Source organism: Sorangiineae bacterium MSr12523, assembly GCA_037157775.1.
GTDB lineage: Bacteria > Myxococcota_A > Polyangia > Polyangiales > Polyangiaceae > Pendulispora > Pendulispora brunnea.
The window spans coordinates 4,816,229-4,831,561 of record CP089982.1; the positions used below are offsets into that span (position 1 = coordinate 4,816,229).

The window sequence follows — 15,333 nt, forward strand, 5'->3', positions numbered from 1 at the left end:
CCTTCTTTATGCGACGATTGTGGGATTGCTATTTGGATAGCAGCCTTCCCAACAATCGTCGCGTGAAGGGCGTCAGAAATTCACGCGCGCGGGCTGGCCGGCGACCGTATTGGCGTCGGGGCCGGCGACCTGGATGGGGATCCAGAAGGCGCGAATGCGGGCAAAACTGCCCGATCGCTGATAGCCGGCGAGGCCGAAAAGGATGTTCCAGAAATATCCGGTCGGATCTTCTCCATAAGAAAAGATCGGCAGGAGGTGGAATTGCCAATCGGTTCCGCCCACCGCCCGCTTTTGCATGTACAGGGTATTGCCGGCAACCTGAAGGACCGAGTCGTCCGATGTGTCGGCAAAGCGCCAAAAGAGCGGGAATCCGATGGTCGTTCGGCCCTTGGGGCTGGCGAAGTCCCAGAAGAACGGTGCCACGACGGAGTGCGTGGAGCGATCGTTGCGTCCGAAATACAGAATAGGGTGAAGATCGGCTTCCCACCCGTGCTGATCGGTCGATACCGTGATGGTGGGGAATGCCCACCAGGTGCGCGACTGGCCGTAGGTCTCGAATTTACCGAACAGCGGCGTGAGGAAGTCGTGCCCACGCGGTGAATCCGATTGATAGTAGAACGGCGCCATGGCCCACGCGTGAAGGCCGATGTCCTTGTCGCGGTAATCGTAAAAGAGCGGAAGGATCGGCCCCGCCGCGGTGAACCGCGTCGCATTGTTGCGCGTGGTCGCCTGGCTGAAGAACGGCGTGAGCATCGTGTCGCTGGTGAGCGTCACGCGGCGCAGGTAACCGGGGATGACGAAGAGCGATTCCGTCTCGCTCCGGCCATAGTGGAAGAGCGGCAAGAGCGTGGTGTGGTGCTCGCGGATGCCGCCGGTCTCCGGCTTGCCCTGAATGTGAAAAAAGAGCGGCGCAATGTCGAAGACACTGCGCTTGGGATCCGACGCCAGAATGAGCGGGCCGGCCACGGTGAAGGAGCTATTCTCGACTTCACGATAGCGATGGTAAAAGAGCAGCGGCGGAATCAACGTGTACGTCTTGCGCGTGCCGTCGATGGATCCATTGTCGCCGTGGAAGAAGAAGGGGACCAGGCCCATGTCCACGTCGAGCTTCGTGCGGTCGCGGAAGAAGGGGCCCACCAAGGTGAAGGCGCCGTCTTCGTTGTAGTGCGACGTGGTGAGCAGCAGCGGCGCGTGGAAGTAGCCGGCCTTGGGGCGTGAACCCTCGAAGAAGAGCGGCGCGAGCCAGTTGTCGTGCTCTCCCGGCGCCTCGCGGTGGGCGATGGGGCCGAAGACGTAAACCCTATTTTGATTTTCGCGCACCCGCCAAGCCAACGGGAAGAGCACGTCGGCATCGATGCGCGGCGAACGGCGCTGGTAATAGAGCAAGCCAATCAGCGACTCGCGATCGACCTTGCTTTCGCCGGTCGCAGGTTGAGCCCCAGGCCCCGCTTTGGGGGCCGCTCCTGAGGGATCGGGAAGGCCGCGCGTGTGCTCGAGGTAGAGTGGCGGCAAAAGGCGAAATCGGTAATCGCCTTTTCGCTCTTCGTAATACGGGAAATACTTGCGATGCATTTCCCCCGTTGCCACGGGCGGCTCGCGATCCGAATCCGTCCCGATGCGCTCGCGGACCTCCGGGCTCATGGCCAGCGGATCGGCCGGCGCCTGCACCTGCGGTTCGTTGCGCGCGGGGGCTACCTGCTGCTGCTGTTGGTCATCGTCGCCCTTGCTCGGGGGCTTCTGGTCGTCCTTCGAGGCGTCGCCCGACGAGGGCGAGGGCGGCTGGGCACCACCCACCGGCACGGACGGATTGCCGCCGCGGGACTGCGCCTGCGCGGAAAGCGAAAGCAAGGTCGGGAAAAGCGTAAATAAGGCAAAAGTACGGAAATTCCTCACCGGCTCCTCGACTTCAATCGATCGGCCACGATGCGAACGACGTCGCTCAAGGCGATGGAGTCTTGCGTGTGGCCCAACAGGTCTTTGACCTGCGCGGTCCCCGCCGCGATTTCATTCTCGCCGAGGATGATCGCCACGCTGCAGCCCAGGGCATTGGCCCTCCGCAGTTGGCTTTTCAGCGAGCCCCCACGCGTATCCACCTCGGTCGCAATCCCGTGCTGCCGCAGATCGCGCCCCAGGATCATGGCGCGTTCGATGGCGCCGGCGCCCAGCGGCGAGACGTAAGCATCGATGCGCGAAGGCTCGATGGTCGCCTCGCTGGCGATGACGAGTCGTTCGACGCCCGCCGCGAAGCCAATGGCCGGGACACTCGGGCCACCGAGCTCTTCAATCATATTGTCGTAACGCCCGCCGCCCGCGAGCGTGTCGCCGGCGCCCAGCTTGGCGCTGCCGCCTTTGACCTCGAACAAGGTGCGCGTGTAATAGTCGAGCCCGCGAACCAGCAGGGGATCGACCGTGAAGGGGACCCCAAGTGCGGTAAGTGCCCGCTGCAGGCCATCGAAGTGGGCCTTGTCGTCGTCCGAGAGGAATTCGGCGAGGTTCGGAGCCTCGGCCATGATGGCCTTGTCACGTTCGTCCTTCGAATCGAGGATGCGCAGTGGGTTGGTGCCCAGACGGCGCTGCGAGTCGGCACTCAGCCCGTCGCGCCGCGGTTCGAGGAAGGCCACCAATCCCTCGCGGTAACGGACGCGGGTCTCGGGGCCGCCGATGGAGTTCACCAGCACGCGGACGTCGGGGATCTGCAACTTGGCCATGAAGCCAACGACGAGGTCGATCAATTCCGCATCGCAGCCCGGGCCAGGATCTCCATAGATTTCGCAATCGAGCTGCGAAAATTGGCGGTAGCGCCCGCGCTGCGGCCGCTCGGCGCGGAACATGGGGCCGCAGGAGAACCACTTCGTGACGGGCTCACGCGTGTGGATGCGGTGCTCCACGTAGGCACGCGCCAGGCCCGCGGTGCTTTCGGGCCGCAGGGTGAGGGCCTCGTCGTGGTGGGTGAAAGAGTACATCTCTTTCTCCACGACATCGGTCGCCTCACCGATGGTGCGTACGAACAGACCGGTGGGCTCCACGAACGGCGTGCGCACCTCCGAAAAGCCGTAGCAGCGCGCGGTTTCCGCAAACAGGCGCTCGAGATGCTGCCAGCGGGCAATTTCGTCCGGCAGGACATCGTTCATGCCTTTAACAGCGCGAAGTTGCGTGGTCCGTGAGGGCGGGGGGGTCATCCAGCGCGGGGACCTTACACTGTCCTTGTCCAGGCTGTGCGTTGAAAGTAGACGTTCTGACGTGGAACCTTCAGGACGCGGGGGCAAAGGCGGCAAAGTGCGCAAACGGGTCTGTGCCCTCGATCTGGGCGCTGCACGCGTGGGCGTGGCCATCGACGACGAGCTCGGCCTCTACGCCCATGCGCGCGGGGTGCTCGATGGCCGCGATACCAAAGCGCTTTTGCGCCATCTGGCCGACATGGTGGAAGAGGACGGGGTGGGCCGATTCCTCGTGGGCCTGCCGCTCGACATGAAGGGCGGGGAGGGGGATGCCGCCCGCAAGGCACGCTTGCTCGCGCAACGCATTGCCGATGCAACGGGCGTCGAGGTGGAGTTGATCGACGAGCGTCTCAGCACCGTGCAGGCGCGGCGTGCGCTCGCCGCCAGTGAAGTGCACGGGAAAAAGGCCCGGGCGCGCATCGACGAAGTTTCCGCGGCGACCCTGCTGCAAGCGTGGCTCGACGCGAGGCGCGAATGACGGAAAAGAAAAAGCCGCCGCCGAAGCCGCCGAGAAAGCGAACGTCGCGCCGGCCGCCGGCGCCTTCCGGGTCGAGAAAAAAAGCGCAAACGACGCGCACCATCACGGTGACCAAGTGGCTGGCCGTGGCCATGCTCGTCGCGGCGGCGGCGCTCTTCAGCGCCCTCGTCGTGCTCTACCCGGCGCGGCGTGGCCCGGGCTCGGGACGCGAGGTCGATCTGGTGCTGATGGGCGACGAGTCGCCCGAGGCCCTCGCAGGAAAGCTCGCGGGCGCAGGTCTCGTGGCCGACGCGCGGTTTTTCGCTTGGTACATTCGCGCGAGCGGGGCCAGCGGCAAGGTGGCCAAGGGCTCGCACTTTCTCACCGACGATCTCTCGCCCAACGAGTTGCTCACCCGCGTGGAAAAGCGCGGTGCCGCGGCCAAGGTCAAAGTGACCATCCCGGAGGGCTTTACCTCCTTCGACGTGGCCAAGCGGCTTCACGCGCAGCGCGTCTGCTCCAAAACGGCATTCCTCGAGGCCACGCGCGACCGGCGCCTTCTCGCCGAGCTCCGCATCGACGGCGACTCCGCGGAGGGCTTCCTCTTTCCCCTGACCTACGAGTTGCCGCAGGACAGCCTGGCCGAGGACGTCGTGCGGCGCATGAAAACGGAGTTCGAGCGCCGGTACGCCACATTGGAAGAGCGGCACGCCTCCAGCGTCCTCGATCTGGGCCAGACGCTGCATTGGAGTACGCGCCAAATCGTCACTTTGGCGTCGATGATCGAGAAAGAAGCGGTGGTCGACGACGAGCGCCCCATCATCGCCAGCGTCTTTCTCAACCGGCTGCGCGATCCGAAATTCACGCCGAAGCTCCTGCAGTGCGATCCCACGGCCGGCTACGGTTGCCTGCTCGACCCCACGCGCTCGCCGGCATGTGCCGCGTACGCCGGGAAGATCACGCACGACATCGTGGCCGACCCGACGAACCCCTACAATACGTACAAACGCGAGGGCCTACCGCCCGGCCCCATCTCCAATCCGGGGACGAAGTCGCTCGAGGCGGTCATGAACGCGAGCAGCACCCATTACTTCTACTTCGTTGCCAAGGGCGGAGGCCGGCACCACTTCTCCGAAACCTACGCGAGCCATTCCGCCGCGACCAACAGGGAATCCCTAAACCCTAAACCCTAGCTCCTAAACCCTAGACCTGATACATCCGTGCCGTGATTCTCGCGGCCGATGTTGGGGGAACGAATGCAAGGCTGGCGATCTACACCGCGGACGGGGAGCAGCTCGTCCGTCGGGAAAGGTTTGCCAGTACCGAATACAAAAGCTTCGAAGATGTCGCGCGCGCATTTCTAAAGCCCGACGAGAAGCCGCTGGCCGCATGCATAGGCGTGGCCGGCCCGGTCGTCGACGGGCGCGTGGTCGCGACGAATCTTCCTTGGGTGCTCGACGAGCGCATCATCGCGCAGTCGTTGGGCATTCCGCGTGTGGCGCTGATCAACGATCTGGTTGCCCTCTCCATGGGCGCGTTGCACGCTCGCGCGGAAGACCTGGTGCTCCTTCACGGCGGCGCCTTGCCGCGAACGAAGGGCGCCAATCTGGCCGTCCTCGCGGCAGGCACGGGGCTCGGCGAGGCCGTGCTCGTGTGGGACGGTGAGAAACACGCCGTATGCGCCACCGAAGGCGGCCACGTCGACTACGCCCCGCGCAACGAGATCGAGATCGAGCTCTTGCGGTACCTGATTTCGCGGGTCAAGGGCCGGGTGAGCTACGAGCGCATCCTTTCCGGGCCGGGCATCGGCAACCTGTACGACTTTTTCCGCGAGGCCAAGAACATCCCCGAGGACGATGCCATCGCGCAGGCCATCGCTTCGGCAGAAGATCGCAACTCGGCCATTACGAAGTTCGGCACCACGGGCGAGAGCACGGCGGCCGCCCGCGCCATGAAGCTGTTCATCAGCCTGTACGGCGCCGAGGCGGGCAACCTCGTTCTCAAGTCGCTGGCCTTGGGCGGCATCTTCGTCATGGGCAAAATCGCGGTGACCCTCACGCCGCAGCTCGTGTCCAAGGGCTTCGTCGAGTCCTTCCTCGACAAGGGCCGCATGCGATCGCTTCTCGAAAAGGTGCCCATCGCATTGGTCACCGACTCCACGATCGGTCTCTCGGGCAGTGCCCGTTACGCCGCACTTCTCTACGGCAAGCCCCCCACCCTATAGGAAGAACATGCCCCGCGATTACGATCCCAAGGCCGCCCTCCTTTCGATCAACACCATCAAGACGTTGGCGATGGACGCCGTGCAGAAGGCGAACAGCGGCCACCCCGGGACCCCCATGGGGCTCGCGGAGATCGCGTTCGAGATCTGGACCGGCTACCTCCGCTACGATCCGAAGGATCCGCATTGGATCGGACGTGACCGTTTCGTCCTTTCGAACGGTCATGCGTCGATGCTCCTCTACTCGATGCTGCACCTCGCGGGTTTCGACCTGCCGCTGAAGGAGCTCGAGAACTTCCGTCAGTGGGACTCGAAGACGCCGGGTCACCCGGAGAGCCACCTCACGGTGGGGGTCGAGACGACGACCGGTCCGTTGGGGCAGGGCGTGGGCAATGCGGTGGGCTTCGCGCTCGCGGCCAAGCTGCACCAGGCGCGCTTCGGCGAGCCGTTCAACGATGTGCGGGTCTACGCCATCGCCGGCGACGGCGACCTGATGGAGGGCGTGAGCGGCGAAGCCTCAAGCATCGCCGGGCACCTCGGGCTGGACAATTTGATCCTCTTCTACGACGACAACAAGATCACCATCGAGGGTGAGACGTCGCTTGCGTATTCGGAAGACGCCGGCAAGCGCTACGAGGCGTACGGTTGGTTCGTGCAGCACATCGACGGTCACGATCGCGCGCAGATCCGTGCGGCCATCGACCGGGCGCGTGCGGAGAAGGGGCGTCCGTCGTTCATCGTGGCGCGCACGCACATCGCGAACGGTGCGCCCAATGCACACGACACCGCGGAGGCTCACGGCGCGCCGCTGGGCGAGGAAGAGATTGCGGCCACGAAGAAGGGCCTCGGCTGGGACTACCCGAAGTTCACCGTGCCCGAAGAAGTGCGCGCCCTTTTCGCGCAGCGCGCGACCGACAACACGGCCGAGCACCAAGCGTGGAACACGCGCTACGACGCGTGGCGCAAGGCGAACGATGCGCTGGCCAAGCAGCTCGATGCATTCCTCGCCAAGGAAGTGCCCGCGGATCTTTACGAGCAGCTCTTGAAGGCGCTGCCCGAGAAAGAGGACGCGACGCGCAACATCTCCAACGCGATTCAGCAGACGGTGGCCAAGCTGGTGCCTTCGCTGATCGGCGGCTCGGCGGACCTCGCGCCGTCGACGAAGACGCTCATCAAGGGCAGCGCCGGCGTCGCCAAGGGGCAGTTCGAAGGGCGCAACATGCACTTCGGCATCCGTGAGCACGGCATGGGCTCGGTGTGCAACGGTATGGCGCTCTTCGGCGGCATCATTCCGTACGGCGCGACGTTCCTCATCTTCAGCGATTACATGCGCCCGAGCGTGCGTCTGTCGGCGCTCATGGAGCAGCAGGCGCTCTGGATCTACACGCACGACTCAGTGATGTTGGGCGAGGACGGGCCGACCCATCAGCCCATCGAGCAAAACTTCGCGCTGCGTCTCATTCCGAATCTGTTCTTCGTGCGTCCCGCCGACGCGCTGGAGACGGCGGCCGCGTGGACGCTGGCCCTGCAGCGTCGCCACGGTCCGACGGCGTTTGCGCTCAGCCGGCAGAAGCTGCCGAAGATCGCGCGCGACGCGAACTTCGACCCGAAGAACGTGCTGCGCGGTCTGTACACGGCGCAGGAGGCCTCGGGCGGCAAGCCGGATCTCATTCTCGTGGCCAGCGGCAGCGAGTTGCACCTCGCGACGGGCGCCCGCGAGCGCCTCGAGAAGGCGGGCCGCAAGGTGCGCGTGGTGAGCGCGTTCTGCCTCGAGCAGTTCCACGCGCAGGATGCGGCCTACCGCGAGGCCCTGCTGCCCCGCGGCGTGAAGAAGGTCTCCATCGAGGCCGGTCGCAGCGAACCGTGGCGCGCGATCCTCGGCGACGACAGCCTCAATCTGGGCATCGACCGCTTCGGCGCGAGCGCCCCGGACAAGGTGCTCGCGGAGAAGTTCGGCCTCACCGTCGATGCCGTGACGAAGTCCGTCGAAGGCTGGTTGAAGTAAATGGCGATGGTGCGCCGGGTCGAAGCCCGGCGCACCTTTGCGTTCAACCCAATCCGCTGGCGGCTTTGTCGATGAGCCAGATCACCGAGCGCACCTCGCGGAGGTAACGCGCAGGGGTGACATGGACGTCGCCGCTGGCGGCCCAAACGCGCTCCAGCGGCTCCTGTTTGTTCTTGCCGACCGCAAGAACCAGCGCGACGCGCATCTGCTCGATCACGGGCGCGGTGAGGGTCAGCCGAGCTTCCCGGTTGCCGGCGGCGGGCACGTCGACCACGAGGCGATCGGTCTTGTCGACGGTGGGCTCGCCCGGAAAGAGCGACGCGGTATGGCCGTCGTCACCGATGCCGAAGACGCCGACGTCGAACTCGGCCATGCCGCTCTCGCTCCAGCGGAGGCGCGAGCGGATCTCCAGATCGTATTCGCGTGCGGCGGCGGCCAAATCGAGCGCCTCGCCTTGCATCCGGTGAATCCGCTCCGCGGGGATGGGGACGCGGTCGAAGAGCGCCTCCTTCACCATGCGGTAATTGCTGCGCGGGCTGTCCGGCGGCACCGCGCGCTCGTCGACGAAGAAGAACTCCACCTTCGCCCAGTCGATGCGCGAATTTTCGGCCAAGGCCGCGTACGCCGGGCCGGGCGTGCTTCCACCCGACAGAGCCACCGTGGCGTAACCATGCGTGTCGATCGCGTTGCGAATGCAATTGCCGAGTCGATTCGCCGCCTCGCGGGCGACGGCCTCCCCATCCGGTAGCGCGACCAGGCTTCCCGGTACGACTTTGGTCGTCATGTGCAACTCAGTCCTTCCTCTTCGATTTTTTCGGAAAAATGCGCCGACTCGTCCAACGTGAGATCCACGGCGGGCCGCTGCAGCGTGCGCTCGAGCACACGTGCCCCGCGGTTCGTGCTGAGGCGCACCGTCTGCTCCGTGGCGCTGGGCAGATCCACGTCGAGCTTCCACGTGAGCACGTCCGCGTCGGGCGTCGCGCCTTCGAGGCCGCTCCGCAGGGTGCGCTCGATCGAGCCCGCGGCCACGAAGCCGCCGGATTCCGCCTCGAAGGCCATGCCCGCGAGGGCCGCCGGGGCCACGCCCTCGGGACGCGGCACCGCGTTCAACTTGACGACCACTTGCTCGCCGTCTTCGCGGACGAAGCGCGAATGACCGCCTACGCGTTGCACCTTCCACCCGAGGCGCGTGGCCAGCCACCCCAAAATGAGCGCACCCTCCGACCCGAGCCGCGCCCCCGCCTCGGAGGCTTGCGAAATGGTCACGGTGGTGATGCGCTTCGCGTGGCCGCGTAGCTTCGGCTCGTCGAAAAAGCGCGCGAACATCTCCTGCCACGGCGCCACGCGCGTCCAGGCCATGTCCGCGACGGACGGCCGACCCGGCTTCTCCCGCGCCCAGCGTGCCAGGGCGAGAAGGCTCGTCAGCGACGTGTACTCCGTGTCGAGCACCACGCGATCGGCCTCGCGGGTCATCGACAGGAACACGGGATCTTCCACGTGCACCCGCCCGAGCCAGACCAGCACGGTGGGGATCTCCGGCACGAGCAGCGCTTCCACGGCGCTTCCCGCGCGCGAGGCCAGTGCGCCCGCCGCGGTCAGCCGAAGCCGCTCGGAGCACACGATTTGCGCCCCCTCGGTCACCGTGCAGACGGCCGTGACGTCGCCATCGAGCCCGCTCGGTGCCTCCGGATCGATGGTCACCACGATGGCACGCGCCGGAATGCCGCGCGTCACCTCGTCCACGATGTGCGTGTACTTCTCCGCCAGCTTGTGCGAGCCCGCCACGACGATGAGGTTCATCGCGCACACGCGCGACTTCACCGGCTCGCCCGGCTGCGGCACCCAGAGATCGCGCAGCTCGCGCTCGAGCCGCGAGAGCACCTCGCTCGGTCGCGGGTGCTGAGCCTCCTGTTGCGTCTCTTGTGTCATGGCTTCCTCCAGCGCCGCCCGTCGCGCGCGAGCAAATCGTCGGCCTGTTCCGGGCCCCACGAGCCCGATGGATAGACCGGCGGCGGCGCCGCACCCGCGTTCCACGCATCGAAGACGGGGTCGATGAAGGCCCACTGGTGCTCCACCTCGTCCGATCGCGTGAACAGCGTGGCGTCACCGCGGATGGCATCGAGCAAGAGCCGCTCGTACGCCTCCGGCGTGTTCGAGCCGAACGCCGTGCCGTAGCGGAAGTCCATGGCCACGTCGCGCAGCACCGTGGCCTGCCCGGGCTCCTTGCTGATGAACCGAATCGCAATGCCCTCGTCCGGCTGGATGCGAAGCGAGAGCACGTTGGGCGTGATCCCGCCGTCTTGCGGCCGGAAAAGGCTATGGGGCACCTTCTTGAACTGCAGCGCAATCTCGGTCACACGGCGCAGCATGCGCTTGCCGGCGCGCACGTAGAAGGGGACACCGCCCCAGCGCCAATTGTCCACGAAGACGCGGGCGGCCACGTAGGTCTCCACCGCGCTGTCCGCCGCGACGTCCGGCTCTTCGCGGTAGGCGGGCACCTCTTCGGCGCGCACGTGCCCGCGTCCGTATTGCCCGCGCACCACGTTCTCCGTCACGAGAGAATGCTCGATGGGCCGCAGCGAGCGCAGCACCTTCACCTTTTCATCGCGCACCGCATCGGCCTCGAGCGAAATCGGCGGCTCCATCGCGGTGAGGCAAAGCAGCTGCATCAAATGGTTTTCCACGATGTCGCGGGTCACACCCGTCTTCTCGTAGAACTTGCCGCGCCCCTCGACACCGATCTCCTCCGCCACCGTGATCTGCACGTGGTCGACGTGCTCGCGCGTCCACACTGGCTCGAAGAGGCTGTTGGCAAAGCGGAAGACCAGCAGATTCTGCACCGTCTCCTTGCCGAGGTAGTGGTCGATGCGGAAGACCTGTTCTTCTTCGAACACCTTGGAAATCGTCGCGTTGAGCGCGCGTGCACTCGCCAGGTCGTGCCCGAAGGGTTTCTCGATGACCACGCGCGTCCACGGTGCGCTGCGATCGCCATTCGGCGGCGGCGCCACCAGGCCCGCCTCCTTCAAGCCACGCGCGATGGTGCCGAAGTCCGCCGGCGGCACTGCCAGGTAGAACAACCGGTTCTTCCGCGTGCCGCGCTCCTGATCGAGCTGCTCCAAGTGTGCGCGCAATTTCTCGTACGTGGCCTTGTCCTCGAAGGTGCCGGCCACATAGCTGACGCCCTTCTCGAAGTCGCTCCACACCGCACTGTCGACGGGCTTGCGGCGCGAGAACTTGCCGACGCCTTCTTTCATCTCCTCGCGGAACTGCTCGTTCGTCTTCGGGCGCCGGGCCACGCCCACCACGGCGAACGAGCCCGTGAGGTAACGGCCCAGCGCAAGGTTGTAGAGTGCAGGCATCAGCTTACGCCGCGTCAGGTCCCCCGAGGCGCCGAAGATGACCACGGCGCACGCATCGGCGTGGCGCTCGAACATGGTGGTGTCGCGAAGCGGGTTCGTCATGTTTCGTGCTCTCGCTTAGTAGGGGAGGTGGGACCGCGTGGACCTGCGCATGACAAGGAGAAAGGAACGTAACGTTATTACGCCTTCTTGACCGCGTGGCCGCCGAACTCGTTACGGAGAGCCGCCAGCACACGCAGAGCGAAAGATTCGTCCTGGCGCGATGCGAATCGCGCGAACAGCGATGCTGCAATTGTCGGCACGGGCACGGCACGCGCCACGGCTTCGTTCACCGTCCAGCGCCCTTCACCCGAGTCTTCGACGTAAGCCTTGAGCCCCGAAAGATCCGGATCCTTCTTGAAGGCGTTTGCGGCTAGCTCCAGAAGCCACGACCGCACCACGCTGCCTTGGTTCCACACGTTCGACAGGTCCGCGAGGTTGTAGCCGAACTCGCTCGCGCGCAGGAGCTCGAAGCCCTCCGCGTAGGCTTGCATCATGGCGTACTCGATCCCGTTGTGAACCATTTTGGCGAAGTGACCCGCGCCCGCCTTTCCGAAATAGGCGACGCCATCTTTGGGAGCCAACGTGATGAGCGCCGGCTCGACGTGTTGGTATGCGGTAGGGTCTCCGCCGACCATCAGACAATAGCCGTTTTCCAATCCCCACACGCCGCCCGAGGTGCCGGAGTCGAGAAAGCGCAGCTTCTTGTCCGCGAGCGCATTCGCGCGGCGGACCGAATCGTGGAAATTCGAATTTCCGCCGTCGATGATGATGTCGTTGGGCGAGAGAAGCTTCGCCACGTCCTCGATGGTCTTCTCCGTGGGCGCGCCCGACGGCACCATCACCCAGACCGCGCGCGGCGCATTCAGTTTCGCGACGAGATCTTCGAGCGACTTTGCACCGGTGGCGCCTTCACTGGCCAAGCGGTCGACCGCAGCGGTATCGCGATCGTAGGCAACGACCTGATGACCGCCGCGCAAGAGCCGCCTGACCATGTTTCCGCCCATCTTGCCCAGGCCAATGATTGCAATCTGCATCGTCGTCCTCCGTGCTCTTTCGAGCATCTCGTCCGCTGCACTCATTCCGCACGCCTCCTGCTGTAAATTCCGGGACGAGCCAGGCGCGAGCGCATCCGTGAAGCCGCACGAGTGTACAGGATTGCGCATCGGATGCGCGCGACGTCTGCACAGCAAAACCGCCGCGTTGCGCTGGCCCACTCGATGCTTAGGTTCCCTTGCATTCGAGGTCGATGCAGCAGGGTGCGGGGACTAGGGAGCTAGCGATGAAGGAAATAGGACAAGGCGCAAAGTTGATCGGGTTCGTCCAGGTCCACGTAGGCGCTCGTATTTTCGCTCTGCCCGTCCAAGCGGTGAAGTTCGACCGCGACCGTTCGTCGATTCCGCCGGGCGGCTTCTTCAGTGACGAGGCGGGGCAATACGGCATCCTCGTCGACGGAGACGCCTCACCATCGGATGTTCAGGCCCAGATCGCAGCCGCTTCTGCGGAGGCCGTTCGATACATCTCGGCTCGCTTTCTGAACTAGGTTTCAGACCGCAGCGTCAGAGCAGCGTTCGCGTTCGTCAGCGTTTCGCGTCGCCGTTCGCATCATTCGAGTCGAGCGCACGCGCGAGCAACTCCAAGGCGTCCGTCACACGTTGTCGATCGGCCCTCGGGAGCTGGTCGAGAACGGCAGTAAAGGACGTGCTCGATCCCGCAGCTACGGACTCCGCCACACGCTTGCCGCGTGGTGTAAGTCGCACATCGGTTTGGCGTGCGTCATCCGTGCCCTTTTTGCGCGAAATGAGGCCGCTTCGCTCCAGACCGGACAGGTTGCGGCTGGCCGTCGAAGGGTCGATACCGAGCTGCTCGGCCAGCGACGACGTCGAGACGGCGCCGCGCTCGAAAATCAGCTGCAACGTCTCGGCCTGCTGGGGGGTGACATCCACCGCCCGCGCGCGCTCCCTGCTGATACGGCCGAGAGCGCGGGCAACGATATGAACGGCGTGCACGAACCTCTCCTGGTCGGCCATGGGGGGGACCTGCATCCTACAAGTTTGGTGGCGACGTCAAGCGGCGCGAGGGCAACCATCATGCGCTCTTCGGAAATCCTTCGGGAAAATTCGTAGCCCCCCTCGACGGATTTGTGCGCGAATGGACGCTCGCGACCGGGCGTTCGAAGTGAACGGGAGTGCACGGAGGCCTTGGACCTGCGAGTGAATCGGACAGCTGCTTGGCTCGTCACGCTGACAGGTCCGCTGGCGCCGACTAAGGTGCGTCGGAGCGGGCGGCCGACGTTCAACGCAGGTGACGAGGGAGTGACGATGAAGAGCAAGACGTGGTTCGGGCTGGCGATGGCCGGCATGCTGGGGGCGCTGGCGTGGGGTGCGATGCCATCGTCGGTGGCGGCGGCGGATCAAGCCGCCCCCGCGTGCGGGAGCAAAGACAACCCGTGCCCGATGCAAAAGTGGATGAAGGCCAACTTGGGTGCCGCCCTCGCGGGCAACGATCTGCAGGCGCTGGCGAAGTCGCTGGACAAGTCCGCAACGTTTTCGCCCGACCCGTCATGGGAGTGGGCCGCCATCGCCAAGGCCGGGGCCGACGCCGCACGCAAGGGGGACGTCGCAGGGGCCAAGGCTTCTTGCAAGACCTGCCACGACAAGTACAAGGACTCGTACAAGTCGAAGTTCCGCACCAAAGCCGTGAACTAGTTTGCGCACGTGAAAGACGGGGGCCCACCCGAGAAAAAACGACCGGCCGAAGCCGGGCGCGGGGCTTTTTTCGGCTTGCCGCGGGCCTTATGGTTCTCTAGCGTAGCGACAAATCCCATGGCTTCGTGCGTCGAGGTCCTCTCCAAATGAATGTCGTGAAGCCTAACTTGAGCCGTCCTCAGACGACGCGGATGTTCGAGAGTGACTTTCTCGAATGGTTCTCGCGCATCCACCCCGCCACGCCCTTCATCGCGTGGATCCCGGTGTCGGCGTTCGTCGTGTATCGGAGCGTCTCCCGCCACGATCTGCCCGTTTCGGGCGTTGTCGGCCTGTTTTTCCTTGGTGTCTTCGCCTGGACGTTCGTCGAGTACATCCTGCACCGGTACGTCTTTCACTGGACGAAGGACACGCCCCTCGGGCGTCGCATCCACTTCCTGATGCACGGCGTCCACCACGACTTTCCGAACGACAAGGATCGTCTGGTGATGCCGCTCGGCGTGAGCGTCCCGCTCGCCGTGCTCTTTTACTCGCTCTACTACTTCACGATGGGGCAGCGCATTGGCGAGCCGTTCTTCGCAGGCTTCGTCATCGGCTACCTCGCGTACGACGGTACGCACTACGCCGTGCACCACTTCAAGCAGACCACGCGCATCGGCAAGTGGCTGCGGCGCCATCACATGCTGCACCACCACGCGGATCACTCCGGCGGCTTTGGCGTCTCATCGCCTCTTTGGGACATCGTCTTCAACACGATGCCAAAGGCAAAGCGCGAGCGCGCTTAAGCTCCTCTGAACCCGTACACGTTCCCGTTCCCGTACACGTTCCCGATCTCTCGATTCGGGAGTTCGGGAAGGGGAAGGGGAACGGGAACGCGTACGGGAAGAGAGCGGTTTACTTCTGCGCGACCGGTTGCATGGCTTGCACGGGGACTTTGGCCACGGACACCGACTTCGTGTGGTGTTCCAGGCTCGTCGCCAGCCGTGCGCCGACCGAAAAAGCGACTGCGGAAGCCATGATTCCAAAAGCCCCAATCGCGAATGACCTGGCAAGTGATCTGCCGAGCGACCTGCGCAACTTCGATTCGGACATTCGAATGCCTCCCTGGTTTCGACTGCGTCCGGCGACCTTTCAGATGAGGGCGTGGGACGCGCCGTCAGAATTCGCGGGAATGCCGCGCGTCAAAAAGCAAACGAAGCAGGATCACCTTACCGGGGTGGTCAGCGAATTCAACAAGGACCGCGCAAATTTGTCGCAGTCCTTGGGGACTGGGCCTACCTTGGCCGCCGTTCCAGCAGGTTTTGCTGTTTTTTGCCTGCGAGACTGGAA

At 64.8% G+C, this 15,333-nt stretch carries 14 protein-coding genes; 7 read left to right on the top strand and 7 right to left on the bottom strand.

Annotation, left to right across the window (positions count from 1 at the left end; genetic code table 11):
• Positions 1 to 72: 72 nt before the first annotated feature.
• Both LZC95_18765 and hisS read right to left on the bottom strand, forming a co-directional pair.
• Positions 73 to 1,848, bottom strand: a complete 1,776-nt coding sequence (locus LZC95_18765) for a hypothetical protein (protein ID WXA98852.1) — start codon at positions 1,846 to 1,848, stop codon at positions 73 to 75.
• A 41-nt stretch (positions 1,849 to 1,889) separates the two neighbouring features.
• Positions 1,890 to 3,131: a histidine--tRNA ligase gene (hisS, locus tag LZC95_18770; protein WXA98853.1), complete on the bottom strand. Its 1,242-nt coding sequence runs from the start codon at positions 3,129 to 3,131 to the stop codon at positions 1,890 to 1,892.
• A gap of 109 nt (positions 3,132 to 3,240) precedes the next feature.
• On the opposite strand from hisS, the gene ruvX reads away from it, so the two are divergent.
• From ruvX to tkt, 4 genes are read left to right on the top strand one after another with little or no spacing between them, the layout of a single operon-like run.
• Positions 3,241 to 3,696, top strand: coding sequence for a Holliday junction resolvase RuvX (gene ruvX, locus LZC95_18775; protein ID WXA98854.1), 456 nt, complete (start codon positions 3,241 to 3,243; stop codon positions 3,694 to 3,696).
• Complete coding sequence (mltG, locus tag LZC95_18780; protein ID WXA98855.1) at positions 3,693 to 4,868, top strand: endolytic transglycosylase MltG; 1,176 nt, start codon at positions 3,693 to 3,695, stop codon at positions 4,866 to 4,868. Before ruvX ends, mltG begins: the two co-directional genes overlap by 4 nt.
• Positions 4,869 to 4,900: 32 nt before the next feature.
• Positions 4,901 to 5,899 carry a glucokinase gene (gene glk, locus LZC95_18785; protein WXA98856.1) on the top strand — a complete coding sequence of 333 codons (999 nt, stop codon included), beginning with the start codon at positions 4,901 to 4,903 and terminating at the stop codon, positions 5,897 to 5,899.
• A gap of 7 nt (positions 5,900 to 5,906) precedes the next feature.
• Positions 5,907 to 7,901, top strand: a complete 1,995-nt coding sequence (gene tkt / locus LZC95_18790) for a transketolase (GenBank protein ID WXA98857.1) — start codon at positions 5,907 to 5,909, stop codon at positions 7,899 to 7,901.
• Between the two features lie 43 nt (positions 7,902 to 7,944).
• Here tkt and pgl read toward each other — a convergent pair whose 3' ends face one another.
• The 4 genes from pgl to gnd form a co-directional block, all read right to left on the bottom strand.
• On the bottom strand, positions 7,945 to 8,685 hold the full coding sequence (gene pgl, locus LZC95_18795) for a 6-phosphogluconolactonase (GenBank protein WXA98858.1): 741 nt from the start codon (positions 8,683 to 8,685) through the stop codon (positions 7,945 to 7,947).
• Complete coding sequence (locus LZC95_18800) at positions 8,682 to 9,830, bottom strand: glucose-6-phosphate dehydrogenase assembly protein OpcA (protein WXA98859.1); 1,149 nt, start codon at positions 9,828 to 9,830, stop codon at positions 8,682 to 8,684. The genes pgl and LZC95_18800 overlap by 4 nt, the downstream gene beginning before the upstream one ends.
• On the bottom strand, positions 9,827 to 11,362 hold the full coding sequence (gene zwf / locus LZC95_18805) for a glucose-6-phosphate dehydrogenase (GenBank protein ID WXA98860.1): 1,536 nt from the start codon (positions 11,360 to 11,362) through the stop codon (positions 9,827 to 9,829). Before zwf ends, LZC95_18800 begins: the two co-directional genes overlap by 4 nt.
• Positions 11,363 to 11,439: 77 nt before the next feature.
• The gene (gene gnd / locus LZC95_18810; protein WXA98861.1) at positions 11,440 to 12,336 is read right to left on the bottom strand and encodes a decarboxylating 6-phosphogluconate dehydrogenase; all 897 of its coding nucleotides are present in this window, start codon (positions 12,334 to 12,336) and stop codon (positions 11,440 to 11,442) included.
• Positions 12,337 to 12,581: 245 nt separating this feature from the next.
• Here gnd and LZC95_18815 point away from each other — a divergent pair, with 245 nt between their 5' ends.
• Positions 12,582 to 12,842 carry a hypothetical protein gene (locus LZC95_18815; GenBank protein ID WXA98862.1) on the top strand — a complete coding sequence of 87 codons (261 nt, stop codon included), beginning with the start codon at positions 12,582 to 12,584 and terminating at the stop codon, positions 12,840 to 12,842.
• Between the two features lie 37 nt (positions 12,843 to 12,879).
• Here the strand turns inward: LZC95_18815 and LZC95_18820 are convergent, their stop codons facing one another.
• Positions 12,880 to 13,329: a MarR family transcriptional regulator gene (locus LZC95_18820; protein ID WXA98863.1), complete on the bottom strand. Its 450-nt coding sequence runs from the start codon at positions 13,327 to 13,329 to the stop codon at positions 12,880 to 12,882.
• A gap of 291 nt (positions 13,330 to 13,620) precedes the next feature.
• Between LZC95_18820 and LZC95_18825 the strand changes: the two genes are divergently transcribed.
• Together LZC95_18825 and LZC95_18830 are read left to right on the top strand one after the other, a co-directional pair.
• A complete protein-coding gene (locus LZC95_18825) occupies positions 13,621 to 14,007 on the top strand; it encodes a hypothetical protein (protein WXA98864.1) in 387 nt (128 codons plus the stop codon).
• A 167-nt stretch (positions 14,008 to 14,174) separates the two neighbouring features.
• Entirely contained in the window at positions 14,175 to 14,789 is a 615-nt protein-coding gene (locus LZC95_18830; GenBank protein WXA98865.1) for a sterol desaturase family protein, read from the top strand.
• The last annotated feature ends 544 nt before the right edge of the window (positions 14,790 to 15,333 follow it).